General features: G+C 56.8%; 9 protein-coding genes and 1 tRNA gene. 4 read left to right on the top strand and 6 right to left on the bottom strand.

Translation table 11 applies throughout. The annotated features are described in order from the left end of the window. Positions 1-47: 47 nt before the first annotated feature. Genes NF685_RS10050 through polA form a run of 3 tightly spaced genes read right to left on the bottom strand, consistent with a single transcriptional unit; the run spans position 48 to position 5,241 of the window. Positions 48-1,820: an ABC transporter substrate-binding protein gene (locus tag NF685_RS10050; protein ID WP_252849531.1), complete on the bottom strand. Its 1,773-nt coding sequence runs from the start codon at positions 1,818-1,820 to the stop codon at positions 48-50. A 16-nt stretch (positions 1,821-1,836) separates the two neighbouring features. Further along, entirely contained in the window at positions 1,837-2,463 is a 627-nt protein-coding gene (locus tag NF685_RS10045; RefSeq protein ID WP_252849530.1) for an SCO family protein, read from the bottom strand. 3 nt (positions 2,464-2,466) lie between these two features. Further along, positions 2,467-5,241: a DNA polymerase I gene (gene polA, locus NF685_RS10040; protein WP_252849529.1), complete on the bottom strand. Its 2,775-nt coding sequence runs from the start codon at positions 5,239-5,241 to the stop codon at positions 2,467-2,469. A 332-nt stretch (positions 5,242-5,573) separates the two neighbouring features. Here polA and NF685_RS10035 point away from each other — a divergent pair, with 332 nt between their 5' ends. The 3 genes from NF685_RS10035 (at position 5,574) to NF685_RS10025 (ending at position 9,241) form a co-directional block, all read left to right on the top strand. Next, a complete protein-coding gene (locus NF685_RS10035) occupies positions 5,574-6,587 on the top strand; it encodes an alpha/beta fold hydrolase (protein ID WP_252849528.1) in 1,014 nt (337 codons plus the stop codon). A gap of 152 nt (positions 6,588-6,739) precedes the next feature. Then, positions 6,740-6,816, top strand: a tRNA-Arg gene (locus NF685_RS10030). A gap of 607 nt (positions 6,817-7,423) precedes the next feature. Then, entirely contained in the window at positions 7,424-9,241 is a 1,818-nt protein-coding gene (locus tag NF685_RS10025; protein ID WP_252849527.1) for a Hint domain-containing protein, read from the top strand. A gap of 228 nt (positions 9,242-9,469) precedes the next feature. Here the strand turns inward: NF685_RS10025 and NF685_RS10020 are convergent, their stop codons facing one another. The 3 genes from NF685_RS10020 to NF685_RS10010 form a co-directional block, all read right to left on the bottom strand. Further along, positions 9,470-9,859 (bottom strand): GlcG/HbpS family heme-binding protein, encoded by a 390-nt coding sequence (locus NF685_RS10020; RefSeq protein WP_252849526.1) that lies wholly within the window; start codon positions 9,857-9,859, stop codon positions 9,470-9,472. A gap of 1,517 nt (positions 9,860-11,376) precedes the next feature. Then, the gene (locus NF685_RS10015) at positions 11,377-11,691 is read right to left on the bottom strand and encodes a DMT family transporter (RefSeq protein ID WP_252849525.1); all 315 of its coding nucleotides are present in this window, start codon (positions 11,689-11,691) and stop codon (positions 11,377-11,379) included. 350 nt (positions 11,692-12,041) lie between these two features. Next, positions 12,042-13,568, bottom strand: coding sequence for a glycoside hydrolase family 32 protein (locus NF685_RS10010; RefSeq protein WP_264813687.1), 1,527 nt, complete (start codon positions 13,566-13,568; stop codon positions 12,042-12,044). An 884-nt stretch (positions 13,569-14,452) separates the two neighbouring features. Between NF685_RS10010 and NF685_RS10005 the strand changes: the two genes are divergently transcribed. After that, the coding region (locus tag NF685_RS10005; protein ID WP_252849523.1) for a hypothetical protein at positions 14,453-15,423 on the top strand (971 nt) is incomplete at its 3' end.

Here is a 15,423-nt window from a genome sequence, read left to right as displayed (position 1 = left end):
CAACACGATACTGGCACCACGCGACCTGTCGGAGACCGTGGGCGTACCTACTGCACCCAGACCTGCGACAGGAGCATGTGGTTCAGCAGAGAGTAGTGATAATTGCCCAGTCGTTTCGAAACGAAATCGACATAGCGCATCTGGATAAGCGGAATGACGGCGCTTTGGTCCATGGCCATCATTCCGGCCTGCTTCCAGAGTTCCTGCGTTCGGCCTGCATCGAGAGAATGCTCTGCCTGAACCATGAGCGTCTGGAGGGCCGGGTGACAGAACCCGCTTGCATTGGTCGATCCGTCAGAATGGGGTCGGGCGTTATCGCATCCCAAAAGCGCGTCGAGAAAGGTCGAAGGCGATGGATAATCCGCATACCAGTAGGACAGACTGATCTGCACATGGTTGTCCGAATTGCGGGCATAACCTTCGGCGGTAGCAGGCGTCATGGGGCGCACGCTGGCTTCGAAACCCAATGACTGAAGCATGTTGCGCAGATACACGCCCATGGCGAGGCCTATCGCCTGATTGGGCACAACCAGCGTGACACGCTGCCCCATGTGACCGCTCTGGCGTATCAGCGCCCGCGCCCTGTCGAGATCGGGCCCCTGCCATTGTCCGGTGTCGGAGGTTTTTCCAAAGCGACAGGGAATATCGGCCCCTTCAATGCCGTGCGGGACGATCTGGCAGAGCGGCTCGGCAATGGCCGAGCCACCGTAGAGAATGGCCATCGCATGCCGATCGACCGCGTGGTTGATTGCCTGCCTGACCTCAAGGGAGTCGAACGGCGGCTCATGCACATTCAGGGCCAGGTAGTAGAGCCCGAGCAGCGGTTGGAGATGAACCTGATCGGTATATTGGCTGCCAAGCTCGCCCAGCCTGTCCTGCGGCTTGGCATCGAGCATGGAGTCATAGTGCCCCTGCTCGACCGCAGTCACTTCGGCTTCGTCAGACAGGCCGAAATCGTAGATGATACGATCGACATAGCCTTCGCTCTGCGCATCCGGATTCCACACGCGAAACCATGGATTACGACCGATTTCCATACGGTGAGACGGGTCGTACTGCGTAATGCGATAGGGCCCGGTACCGGGCAATGGGGTCAGGGCGGATTCCGTTACCGGGGCATCTTTCGGCAGAATCACGGCATGAGGAAACGCGAGTTTTTGCAGGAATTCACCATCAGGTGCTTCAAGTCTGATCGTGATGCGCCTTGCCGCCGGGTCGGTCGTTACGCCTTCCAGACGGCAATGGGTGGGGTCGGTGAGGCAGGCCTTAGCGCCGACGATATTGCCGTAAAACGACAATGCGGTGGGACTGCCCACGCGATAGATGCGCCTGAGCGAGGCCGCGACATCCTCGACCGTGACTGGCGCTCCGTTCGAGAAACGCACGCCCTCGCGCAGCCGGAACACCCAGACAAGACCGTCAGGGCTCACCTCCGGCAGGCTTTCCGCAAGATCGGGCACGACTTCGAGCCCGGCTGCGCCATCGGCCTGACGATAGGTTACGAGCCCGTCGTACATATTCACGAAAAGCTGGATATATTCGCTGGTGTAGTTGATCTGAGGGTCCAGCGTGCCCCCCGGGGCATCAGCCGTCAGGTGTAGCGTGCCCCCGCGATGCGGACTGCCCTGCGTCACGCCCTGCGCCCGTATCTGGCTTTGCCCCCTGTTACCCGAGATCCCGTCACCCGGCATCGTCTCCGGCGCGGCATGCGTGCAAACGGGGAAAGCCAGCAGATACAAGGCAAGAGCGGCACCATGCAGCGTGCTTGGAAATGCGGGCACAGGCAAAAGCCGCATACGCGGCGGCTGACGTCCGTTCAAGCCGCCGCCCCCATGTTCAGCCGCGATGGGCGAGCTGATGGATGCGCGTCACCAGCGCCTCGGTTCCTGCTGTTGCATCGACCGTGCCTGCATAGCGCCCCTGCGGGTCCATGATCACGATGCGCGGTGCCGGGAGATGATAGGACGTGCCGTCATCTGCATGTACCAGCTCGTTGGGGGCATGAAATTCCTTGGCAACGCGTTCGATCATGTTGGGTGACCCGGTAAGCGGGACGACATGATCGCCCAGAGGCAGGGCATATTTCTTGAGATCGTCCGATTCATCGTGCAGCGGGTCCAGCGTGATGGCCAGAGGCGCAACCCTGATCCCTTCACGCGCCAGAGCGATTTTTGTGTCGCTCATGGTTTTCAGCACAGGGCCGCAAAGTCCCTTGGGGCAATGCGTGTCGAAAAACCAGACCAGCACCCAGTTACCCTTGAAGTCGCCCTCTGTGACATTGCCTTCACCGAGCGCGACGAGACGATAGCTTCCCCCGATTTCATTTCCCTGCGTCGAGACCATGCTGCCGAATTTTTCCGACAGGCGATAGGCGCTCCAGCTGAGTGCCAGGGCAAGGACAAGCACGACGATCGCGATACGCGGGGCTGTCCAGGTTTTGCGGGGGGTACGGTTCTTGTTCATTGCTTAATGTGCTTCCGCCCAATTCATGCCAATGCCTGTTTCGACCACCAGTGGCACACTGAGCGTGGCGGCCTGTTCCATTTCGGTGCGCACGAACGCCGCCAGAGCCTCGGCCTGATCGGCTCTGACCTCGAACAGCAATTCGTCATGCACCTGCAACAGCATTCTGGCGTCCAGCCCGCTCTGTGGCAAGCGCCGCCCCAGACGAACCATGGCACGCTTGATGATATCGGCAGCGCCACCCTGCAACGGTGCATTGATTGCCTGACGTTCGGCATAGCCGCGTCGCGCTCCGTTCTTTTCGTTGATACCCGGCACATAGCAGCGACGTCCGAGCGGGGTCGTGACATAGCCATCGCGCTTGGCGTCATCCTTTGTGCGATCCATGTAATCGCGAATACCGGGATAACGGGCGAAATAGGCATCGATATAGCGCCGTGCCTCACCGGCTGGGATGCCAAGCTGGCGCGCCAGCCCGAAAGCCGAAATGCCATAGATGATACCGAAATTGATCGCCTTGGCGCGACGACGGGTCAGCGGATCCATACCTTCGAGCGGCAGATTGAACACTTCTGCCGCCGTGCGTGCGTGAATATCCTGCCCCAGCCTGAATGCCTCCTTCAGCGGCCCGATATCGGCCACTTCTGCCAGAAGACGCAGTTCGATCTGGGAGTAATCGGCCGAGACCAGCATATAGCCTTCTTCGGCAATAAAGGCGCGACGGATACGACCGCCCTCTTCGGTGCGGATCGGAATGTTCTGCAGGTTGGGATCGTTGGAGGACAGACGCCCCGTCGTGGTGATGGCCATCTGGAACGAGGTATGCACACGATGGGTTTTCGGATCCATCTGCTGCACCAGCGCATCGGCGTAGGTCGATTTCAGCTTGGCCAGCTGACGCCAGGCCAGAATGCGCGCCGGCAGTTCATGTCCGGCATCGGCGAGCTCCTGAAGCACCGATGAATCTGTTCCCCATGCGCCAGCCTTCGTACGTTTGCCGCCGGGCAGGTTCATCTCATCGAACAGGATTTCGCCGAGCTGCTTTGGCGAGCCCAGATTGAAACCACGCCCGGCCAAAGCATGAATCTCGATCTCCATCTCGGCCATGCGCGAGCCGAAATCGGCAGACATGCGACGCAGTTCGGCCGCGTCGAGCTTGACCCCTGCCTGTTCCATATCCTTGAGAATGGCGACCAGCGGTCGCTCCATCTCTTCATACAGCGCAAGTGCGTGACGCGTACGCAGAGAGGGTTTGAGAATGTGCCACAGGCGCAAAGTGACGTCGGCATCTTCGGCTGCGTATTCGGTGGCACGCGCGATGGGCACCTGAGCGAATGGAACGCGATTGCGCCCCGTGCCTGTCACGGAGTCATAGGAAATCGGCTCATGGCCCAGATGCAGGCGGGACAGCTCATCCATGCCCTGACCGTGCTCGCCGGCCGATTGCGCATACGAAATCAGCATGGTGTCGTCGATGGGTGCAATCCGGTCGATGCCCGCATGAGACAGCACCAGAAGATCGTATTTGGCGTTCTGGAAAATCTTGAGAACCGAGTCATCGGCAAGAATGGGGCGCAGTGCCTCAAGCACGACGGCAACCTCAAGTTGCCCTCCTGCCGGGTGCTCCAGCGTGCCCTCATGGCGCAGGGGCACATAGGCCGCCTGGCCGGGCGCTACCGCCAGTGACAGACCGATCAGCGTTGCCTGACGGGCATTGAGCGAGTCCGTTTCTGTATCGAAGGCAAAACAGCCGGCCTTGCGCGCCCGTTCGATCCACTCATTCAGCGTTTCGAGAGACTGGATTGTCTCATATGGCCCATAGGGCCTGTCGCTTCCGCTCTCGATATCGCCGGTTTCTTCAGTGCCCGTTTTCTCAGCACCCGTCCTGAGCTCGCCGGCGTTGCGCTTGCCTGCCAACGCGCCCAGCCCCATGCGCTGGATGACCGAGTGAAACCCCATTTTCTCCAGAAAATCACGCAGCACCGGCGCATCGGGCTCCCGGCATCCCAGAGCTTCGACAGGTTCGGGCAGCGGCACATCGCGGGCAAGTGTCACCAGCTTGAGCGAGATACGCGCTGCCTCGGCATGATCGATCAGCGATTGCTGGCGCTTGGATTTCTTCATGTCAGGCGCTGCCGCCAGAATGGCTTCCAGCGTACCGAATTCCTGCACGAGCTGGGCCGCGCCTTTCGGGCCGATGCCCGGCACGCCCGGCACGTTATCGGTCGGGTCTCCCATCAGCGCCTGCACGTCGATCACGCGATCGGGCGGCACGCCGAACTTGGCTTCGACCTCTGCCAGCTTGATCGGTTTCTGCTTGATCGGGTCGAGAAGCGCCACGCGATCGCTCACAAGCTGCATCAGATCCTTGTCCGATGAGACGATCGTGCACTTGCCCCCTTCCTTCTCGATGATCTCGGCATAGGAGGCGATGATGTCATCGGCCTCAAAACCCGCCAGCTCGATCATGGGAACGTTGAATGCCCGCGTCGCATCGCGAATGAGCGGAAACTGTGGTCGCAGATCCTCGGGCGCCTCGGGGCGGTGTGCCTTGTACTGCGGATAGATTTCGTTGCGAAAAGTCTGGCGCCCGGCATCGAACACAACGGCCAGATGGGTGCCAACGTGATCGCGCAACAGGCGTTGCAGCATATTGGTAAAGCCGAACACCGCGTTGACCGGCACGCCTTCGGGGCTGCTCATGGGGGGCAAGGCATGAAAGGCGCGGAAAATGAAGCCCGAGCCATCGACGAGAACGAGATGGGTCTTGGTGCTCATGCTGCAACCCTGGGGAATGAGAACTTCAAGCTGCGCATCTCCTATTTCGGGCGACCCGCTATGGACCGTCCCGGCGGGGCATATATGCGCCCCTACTGGCCAGCGCGCCCCAGGGACGCAATACTCCCGCAATGATACGAGAGTTCCGCCTGCATTCAAACTGTCACCCGGCAAACGATCGCCTGCAAAACGCTCGCCCGCGGGAAGGTGACCGGAAAAACCGCAGCCGGGCAAACCCTCATTCCGGACCGGGGATACGCAGCCGCCTGTTTTACCTTGAAGGGGTCTTTCCGAAAACACCGCCTTTCAACACGGCGCGAAAGCGCGATGGCATGACGATGGGCGCAATGCGTCTTGCTGGTCTGGTCCTTTTCGCGCTGAACCTCGTGGCCTGCGCCACGCCTCCTGCACGCCGTGCGCCGCAGCCACGCGGGCAGGAAGCGGCCCTCATACCCGCAACGCTTCACATGACACTCTCCGACGGTGCGATCGCTCCCATGCGACGATGGCCTGCGAAAGGGCAGACGCGTGCCATCGTTCTGGCACTGCATGGCTTTGGAGACAGCCGCGATGCGTGGGAGTTTCCGGCGCCGCAACTGCGTGACGCCGGGATTGAAGTCATCGCGCCCGATGCAAGAGGTTTCGGTGAGACAGCGAGCCGCGGACAATGGAGCAGCACCGACCGTCTGGTGCGTGATGCCCGCGAGGAGGCGCAGTTCGTTCATGCGCACCATCCGGATCTTCCTCTTTATGTCATGGGAGAGAGCATGGGCGGGGCTGTCGCCACGCTTTTGGCGTCTGACCCGCAGGACGACCCCATACGCGGCGTCATTCTCGTCTCACCGGCCATATGGCGTTTCGACCCGCTCTCACGCCTCATACTGAACGGGCTCGACACACTCGCACCCGATTGGTTGTTCACTGGTGCGCATGTCCCGGGTGAGCACATAGCGACGAACAATCTTGCCGCGCTGAGACGCCTTTATTTCGACCCCCTCACCCTGCACGGCTATCGACTGGATACATTACGCGGGCTGGTCGATCTCATGGCTGCAGCGTCCGCCGCAGCGGCGCGCGTGCACAAGCCGATGCTTGTTCTGTACGGCGATCGGGATCAGATGATCCCCGCGGCCCCCATGGCGCTGTTCTGGCATCGACTGCCGTCCAGCGTACGCAAGGACCTGATTACCGGCGGGCATCATCTACTGCTGCGTGACCGCAACGGACGCAATGCAACGGACGACATTGCCTCATGGATCCTGCATCCTGACAGCCTTCTGCCATCCGGGGGCGACGTGGCAGCAGCCGTCTGGATGGCTGGCGATCCGGGCCATGACACCCCCTGATCACGCCCCGGTCGGAAGCACACCTCCAGCTCAACAGGGCTACCTCGCCTCCTATAGCCTGTCAGCCGCTGTCATCGCGCCACAGGAGAAGGATCGGCCCGTAAATTGGGACTGGCGCGCTTTTGCAAATCTGGCTATGAAGCGATCCAGCGGGACCCGTAGCTCAGCTGGATAGAGCGTCGCCCTCCGAAGGCGAAGGTCGAAGGTTCGAATCCTTTCGGGTCCGCCATTTACTCCCCTTTGAAAACCGCCTTTGCCTGCGTGTGCTTCCGCACCGATAGAATACGCTCGGTCAATCGTGCAACACGACACCGTCAACCAATGAAAAGCGTCTTATCCGTAGGTAATCCCCTGTCGGATTGTGCCGGCCTGCTGACCTGAATAGCGGCATGAATGCCGCAAGCTGCACGTCCATCGATGTCCATGGTGCATACAGTCGGTCTGGTTATCGGCCCATCTCAGGGGCGATCCGTATAGGCCGGAATAGCCGCAACACACCCTTCGATATATTCCTGACCGGCCTCTTCGCAGCAGCGAACTGCCTCACGCTCGCCTTTTATGGTTCATAATTGCGCCACAATATCGGTTCGAATCCGAAATACAACACACCATAGTGACAGATTATTTCCGGATCTATGACAATATAACATTTCATGTCATACAATTATCGTTAAAAATCCATAGGGAGCATTTTGGTCCTATAACGACGTATTTATATAGAAATGTGTATTTCTATATCAGAAATATAACTTTCAATATTGTTATCATAAATTCATTGCCTGAGTTTCCTGTTTGGTGACTTATTGTCTGCAAAAGGCAAACAAGGATTCGTAGATATGGCGACCGATTACACCATCACCTCGACGAAACGCTGGGTCGATTGCACCACGGCTGTTGGCGAAGTCAAAAATGTCACCATCAATGACAAAGCCAATGGTGTGATCTGCGCGGATACCTATCCTGCTGCGGCTAATGATCCGCTTTACGTGCGCGGAACACTCAATGTGACTGTCGGAACTGGGCTGTCGTATTTCGGCAATGGCGCAAACGGCAATCTGTGCATGCCGACAATCTATCCGTCCGGCGTTGTCTCCATCAAAGGGACAGGTTCCTACGCCGTTGCGGATTACATGAGAATTCCCAATGATATCAACAATCAGGGCGTACTCAGCTTTCAGGATATCGGGCTTTTCGCAGCCGCGACCAACGACCTGACCGGCGGAGGCACACTCAATCTCACGAATGTCCGTATCGTCAATAATATCAAAGGATACTGGACATTCGGGAATATATCGAACCAAACGATAAATCTGAATAACTCTGATATAAATATCTATGGAACATATAGTAATGTTACAATAAATCTCAGCTCAACAGGCAGAAATTATATTGGAATACCAAAAACAACTAGCGCCGTTAACATGAAAATACGCGGACTCGGCGCAAATTCCCAAATTGACATCCAGGACATCAGCCTCGAAGGGTATTCCTACGATCCTGAAACAGGAATACTTCGAATTAGTGACACGAACATGACTAAGATTGTTTATATCGATATTGGTCTGGGATATGATCAGGCAGGTTTCACAACAATCTCAGGTCCTTTCGGAGCAACCAGCACCGGTATTTCCTACAAATATGCGGCTCCTTGTTTTCTGGCTGATACATTGATTGAGACGCCTGCCGGTACATGTGCGGTTCAGCATCTGAACACTGGCGACCTAGTCTGTGTCGTCAGAAATGGCCGTCACCATACTGCCTCCGTACAGAAAATTGTTGGTGGTTTCCAAGAAGTAAGGTCAGAACTCCCCGATGATGAAGCTGGCTACGCCGTTTGCATCAAAAAAGGCGCGCTAGGTAAAAACCGACCCAATAAAGACATGTTTATTACAAGCGAGCACTGCCTACACCTTGATGGGAACTTGATTCCCGCACGCATACTCATCAATGGTAAAAGCATTTATTACGATAGAACAAAACACAGGTATGACTACTACCATGTATACCTTGAGAACCATGAAATCATTATTGCAGATGGCGTCGAAACCGAGAGCTATTTGCCAAGACTGCAAGATATGACAATCGATACCACGGATGCACTCCGTCACGCCCAGCGCCTGATCGTTCCTGCGGCTCCGATCAACACGGCACGCCAATTTGTGGAGCCGATTTTTCATCGCATTGCAGAGCGCGCGGGCATTGTGCCGTCACCCCTCGCCCAGCTCGGTCAGTCGGGTCTTTGCCTGCGCCTCGCCGATGGCACGGTCCTTCAGGCAGAGAGCCGCAATAAAGGGCGCTATGTTTTCCGCCTGCCCGCCGATACCCGACGCGTTACGCTCATGAGCGAGGCGGTTCGCCCATGCGATCTCTACGGTCCCTTCGTTGATGACCGGCGTGCACTCGGTGTGCTGGTCGGGCACATTGCACTGGAAAGCAACACGCAGTCCGTTCCTGTCGAAAGCCATCTGCAGGAACGCCCCCTTCAGGGCTGGTATGCCGATCGTGGGGAAGCATGCCGCTGGACCAACGGTCAGGGCACTCTGTCCCTGCCCACCATCGCTGACGGCGTCTCGACCCTGAGCATTGAGGTTCTGAACGAACCGGCGCAACAGGATAACAATGCGGATTCCGGTATTTCGGACGCTGCAGCCTGATCGCCCATTCGAAACCCGACGGCATCGCCTGCGATGCCGTCAATCATTCTGTCTTCGATCGACCATGCTGAGATCGATTACGCCGGGACGCGGGCATGGACATCACATGATGCAGCGCGCCCCCTCCACGGCCGCGCACGTACAAACCGCATCATGTGCGATAGCGTGGGCGATCTGGTTCGGACCGCGCCCTGGCCCGGACTGCTGCTCCGTCGCCTGAAAAAAAGATCAGCGGGAGGTCGCCTTGCTCACGGCGCTCTCGGCCAGACGGGCATCCGTCTCTCCCTCGCCGCCACTCAGCCCGATTGCCCCGATTGCCATACCGTTCACGATGAGCGGAACGCCACCTCCTGCGGGAAGAACGTTAGGCAGGCTTGCGATCATGGTCTTGCCAGCATGAAGAGCATTTTCCATGTCCTCGGTTGGCCGTTGAAACAGGACAGCCGTGCGCGCCTTCAATATTGCCAGATCGATGCTTCCAAGCTGGGTTCCGTCATCTTTCTTGAACGCTACGAGATGACCGCCGGCATCGACTACGGCAACAGCCACTTTTTCACCGCGCTGTTTTGCAAGCATCAGAGCGCGATCGATATAATCTAGAGCTACGGCAAGCTGCATCGGGCGTCTTTCTTTCCATCGTGACAGCCCGGACTATAGGGATAAAAACAGCCTTGTCCGGTCACGCCATCGAGATGATTGTGACGACGCTTTCCCGTACTTCGACCTTTCCCATCATCGTAAACGTTTCCTGTCCTGCGCGAACCGGGAGCGGGCTGTTTGTCGATATGGCCCGGTGGATTAACGCCTTGTCACGTTTAGTGGTGAATAAATCCCATACCCGTCTGCAATGCCGTTCGTGCCAACTCGGTCCATAATCCTCCACCCGGTCGGCCGCTCCCATGAGATGGGGACGCAGCTCGACTTGCCGTAGAGTCGTCCGTAGAGGCAGTGCCACTGGCGGCGCCGTCGTCGATATCGGGCTTTGGGCGTTGTGCGCACCCCGATACGATGAGCATCATACAGACCATAGCCAGCCATGTACGATGTTTCGAGAGGCACGGCACAACCTGGCGGTTCGGGCAAAGCACCCTCTCGACCCCACTCTCAGCAAAGCGTTCATGACGGCCCGGAGGCGCATCTTCTACGTTTCGGTGCGCTGCCCTCACCGCTCCCATCTTCCACCATCAGGCGGTGGCGGAGGTGGGGGGCACCCACGCGGTGGGCGATGATCTGCCCTGCCCTCGTTTCCCGGAGGGGGGCCACGTTTATCGTCACCCTCTGGTGGCGGAGGAGGCGCTCCTCTGCCGGGAGGGCCGCGCCCGTCATCTCCATCCGGCGGTGGAGGCGGGCGTCTGCAACGATGCTCATTCTCTCTGCCCCGGGCGGTTACGGCCTCACTTCCGCCGTAACCGGGCGAGGCCGTATAAACCTGTCCATTATAGACCGTGCTACCGTAGCCTGCGCTGCTTCCTGCGTTGCTCTGGGCACGCGCCACGGCAAGCGGCCAGAAAAACAATACCGAGAACAAGGCAGAACTCAAAAATCGGCGTCGCATGTACTCAGGTCATCCAGCAGGTTCTTTTATGGCAATACCTTCTGACAGTCCTTTTCGCGCTGGACGAGGAACGAATGGAAAGAGACTGTAACAGCCATCTACCGGATTCAACCAAGAGCTCTGACAAGCCGGACGCCGAAAGAGCATGACATGAACATCACGAACGCCTTTTGACTGTCATTCCAGCGTTGTTCCTGTGCTGCATTGTCGCAGCTCCGGATGCAGGATGGGAGGACGTGACACGATGTTGCGTTTTTTAATTGCACCGACAAGCCAATACGGCATGCTGAGCACCTTCATCGGATCATCCGGGATGAATGGAGTGGGACGGAAATGAACACAACATCGCTGCATCCGTGTGTCATCGCCCTTTTAGGCATTTCTTCTTACAGAATTATCGAACCCTTCACCGCACCGGGATATTTCCTCAGTTTCCAGCCCTATCTCGCCGTTCTTATCGGCGCCTTGGGGGGATGGCTCATGAGCACGCTTGTGACTCTCACTGGGCGGTGCCTTAAAAACGCCCGTTGAAACGCGTTGACGGTCATCGAGCAGAAAAACCGCTGACATCTTGCAGCGTTCAGCTTGACCATTTCATCAGCATCAGACCCGACAGAATCAACGCAGCTGCCGCACAGCGTGTCAGGCTAAGCACCTCTCCGAACAGGATAATACCGGCAACAAATGCGCCGATCGCGCCAATTCCTGTCCAGATCATATAGGCAGTACCAAGAGGCAGGACTTTCATGGCCCACCCCAAAAGGCCGACGCTCACAACCATACCGACAAGCGTCACAAGGCTTGGCCAGAATCTGGTAAAACCTGCTGACTGCTTCATGGCAGCCGCCCAGATTATTTCACACAGTCCAGCAAGAAACAGGGCAATCCATGCCATGACGCACCTCCAGAAGCGGGTTCCGCCGGGCCGTCCCGGTCTTGAAGCTCGCATGGAGGCAGGAACGTCGTCTCTGCATGTGGCATGCTAGCCGATCGCGACCACAGTCGCAATGGATGGAGAACTGCTTCCCCCTGTCAGAGCGATCCTGACAGAATGGTTCCGACAGGAAGATTCTGACAGCGAACGTCACCACACAGCCTCAATCGATAAAAACGGCCTGCCCCTTGGAGCAGACCGCTTTCATCGTTCTCCTGTCAAAACCCCGCATGACAAGCCGACGTATTCGACACAGGTCGATCTGTCTCAACCCTTCGCTCAGGGTGCGGAGCGTTCAGGGCGAGCCGCCTTCAGAGCGTCTGGCGGCACATGGTTTTGTCGAGCGTGTAGATTTCGAGGCTATCGATGGTGAAACCCGTTCCATCAGCCGTCAGGCGCAGCCTGTCGAGCGGCTTTTCCGGATAGACGAGCGCCGTAGCAGTTTCGAGATGCTCGTTGGCGTAGAGCTCGAACGCGCATCCGTCGAGGAACAGACGCAGGTCGAGCGTCCGGGCATTCGGATAGAACGCCGTGTTGATCGGTGCAGCAAAACGGCCGGTGAAGAACGGATGATCGAAACCATGCAACTTGCTGCGGTCGAGCCAGATCTGGGTTGAGGGCGCATCGTACCCTACGGAAAGCTTCTCGCCTTCCTCATTGGCAAAGGCCAGTTCGAAGCGATTGATGACCGGACCGGAATGCGACGGATCGGTCTGTCGGTCTTCATCGACGGTCAGACGAATCACGACTTCCACGGCCTTGCCGATGGGCAAAGCAATTTCCCGTCGCGATGCAGCGGCCAGATGACAGGCTGTTTCGCACAGAACCGGATGGCGCAGGGCCTCGACCCCACGCGGGATCTGAACCAGACGGGGATAGCCGTTCGGATCCTGACGGATGGACATGCTGCGCGGCAGAGACATGGCACCGCGCCATTCTCCAGAGGGCAGCTCCTGACAATACTGCCAGTTTCCCATCCAGGCGATATTCACGGCCTCGTCGTCCGGCATATTGCTCCAGACCTGGAGCGCATAGGCATCCTTCGCGAAATCGGTCATGCGCAGAATACCGTCGCAGGGCGTGAATGCCGTACCGTCGAAATCGCCGATGAAATACTGTGTGACACTCCCGCCCATCGGGCTACCGGGATTGATCGAAACGAACAGCACCCAGCGCAGCGCGCCTGATTCATCCCTGATCTGAATCAGGTTCGGACACTCGTAATTGACTGTCGGCAGACCTGCCGGGCCGAAGTGACTGAGATGGGTCCAATGCTTCAGATCGGTCGAGCCATAAAACCCGATGCGATGATGATCCACCTCGGCAACGGCCATGACCCATTTGCGCGTCGGCGCATGATAGACGACCTGCGGATCGCGAAAATTCACCTCACCGATATCGAGCACAGGATTGCGCGCATATTCCTCGAAGCTCTGTCCGTTATTGGTGCTGATCGCCAGATACTGGCTTTGTCGCGTGGGTAGCGAGCGGGTGTACAAGGCGGCGATATTCGTGCCGCAACCATTGGGAAACAGCCCCGAGCTGTTATTGCGGTCGAGCACAGCACAGCCTGAAAAAGCCTGCCCGTCGATCGTATTGGGCACGGCAATCGGCTGATCTTTCCAGCTCAGCAGATCGGTACTGGTCGCGTGCCCCCAACAGATATTGGCCGAATATGCGGCATCGGGGTTATGCTGATAATAAAGATGATATTGCGTCCCATCGAAAACGAGCCCGTTGGGATCGTTCATGAACCCTGTCGGTGGGGTGAAATGAACTGAGGGCCGATACAGCACACTCTTCTTGGAAAGTGCACATTCTTTTTTCCTGTCAGTCATATTTTTCCCGGAAAAATTGAAATTGTTTTTGAAAAAATCGTCCGCTTAGGTGCAGATCGCTTAATTTATTTAGTGGCAAAATGCCAATTTGTCAATCATTCGTTAAGACTACATGCATTGCATGACGAGTTTCCGTGCCAGACAATGCGCACATAACTGGTACAGGCAGCACGATTATCTGCCTCAAACCGGTAACGGCAACGGGCCGTCAGATGCCGAGGACGCATGAAAGAGCGTCGTCAACACCGCACGATTTCACTATCCGTACCCGCCAAGGCTCTTCAACAGCATCGAGCCCTCCCCGCAACACAGACCAGGCCATGGATCGCCCGTCAGTCCATTTTCATTCAAGTCTCTTTGCACAAACCCAGACAAACACGCGACCGGTTCTACCCAATGAATAGCAAGTCGCGGCATTTTCCGATTTCCGACGTCCATTACCGCCAATCTCTTTCTTGCCGATCGGCGTCAGATCGTCGGACAAGGCAGGTCCTCACGGCTCGTCCCTCTCCTCACGAAAAGAGCATGACAAGCAACATACAAACATTGCCAGACCGATCCGGTTAAATACCTTACATATACCCGATACCGACTACCTTCATCTCCATGTTCCACAATAATAGTGATGTAACAGATAAGTCATGATCCTGTAATCACCGGATTTCCAGAACATAGGTGAATACGATTCGCTCCATGCGCTATCAATTTATTTCTTAATGTGTCGCCTGAATGACACACAGCCGCGAGCCTCCGTGTCTATAAGAGCCGACCGGAAAAAGCAGTTCTCCAATAACAAACAAGTTCGGCAAATAACTGCAAATCCATGCAGCAAGCCAACCATATCTAATTGCGGATCTTGTTTCCAATATTGAAGGAAGAGGATAATGGGTGACGCTACTCTCAACTTTTGGAACCAGTCGGCCAATGGATCCACGCCGTGGGGCGCGACCTACACCATTACTGTCGGGTCGAATTTCCTCGGCGGACAGATCAATGCTGGTGGCCTTTTCCCCAACACCGGATTTAGTATCCAAGGAACCCTTATTGTCGATGCATCCAATGCGACCGGGGGATGGAGCGCTTCTGTAGGAAGCTATGGGAGCGCCAACTATACCGGCGCCAATATTGGCACCACCGGTACACTCGTGCTCAAGGGCAATGGTACGCAGGGCTTTGCTGACCCGACACTTGCGACCGCGGTTAACAGTAATTTCTTCAATATCGCCGGACAAACAACAAATTACGGCCAAATAATCATAGAGAATTGCTCTTTATTTAACTACAAGGGCACCAGCACCATCTCAGGAAACGGTGTCATTACAATGAACAACGTGACAATACCCACCGACTGGGGAGGGCACCAGTATTGCTACTGGAGCACGTCGTTCATGAATATCTCCGGTCAGACGATCAATATGACCAACTCCCAGGTCACCTTCGGTGACAAAAACGGCAACGGGTCGATATCGAACGTCACGATCAATTGCAGCGGTGGCAATAACTACATCGCTATCAACTACGGCATGGCTTCCAACGTGTCAGGTCTGAAAATCCGCGGTTTCGGTGGCGGCGATAAACTTGATCTGGGTTCTTATGGCTATCCGGACTGGTGCAGCTATAATGCGCAGACTGGACAGATAACCATCTCAACTTACGACTCATCAGGCAATGTTCATACGCTGTCCATCGATATTGGCCTTGGCTACGATCCCAATGGTTTTTCGGTGCAGCAGTTTTTCAACGGCGCTTCTGGCGATGCTGGGATCACCTATCTGGGCGCTCCGCCCTGTTACCTGACTGGCACGCTGATCGAAACCGCGCGCGGCCCCGTGGCGGTCGAGGAGATCACGCTGGC

The organism is Asaia lannensis NBRC 102526 (assembly GCF_024054035.1).
In the GTDB taxonomy this organism is placed as follows: Bacteria; Pseudomonadota; Alphaproteobacteria; order Acetobacterales; family Acetobacteraceae; genus Asaia; species Asaia lannensis.
The sequence above is the reverse complement of the archived record's forward strand: the minus strand, read 5'-3'. Positions and strand labels throughout refer to the sequence as shown.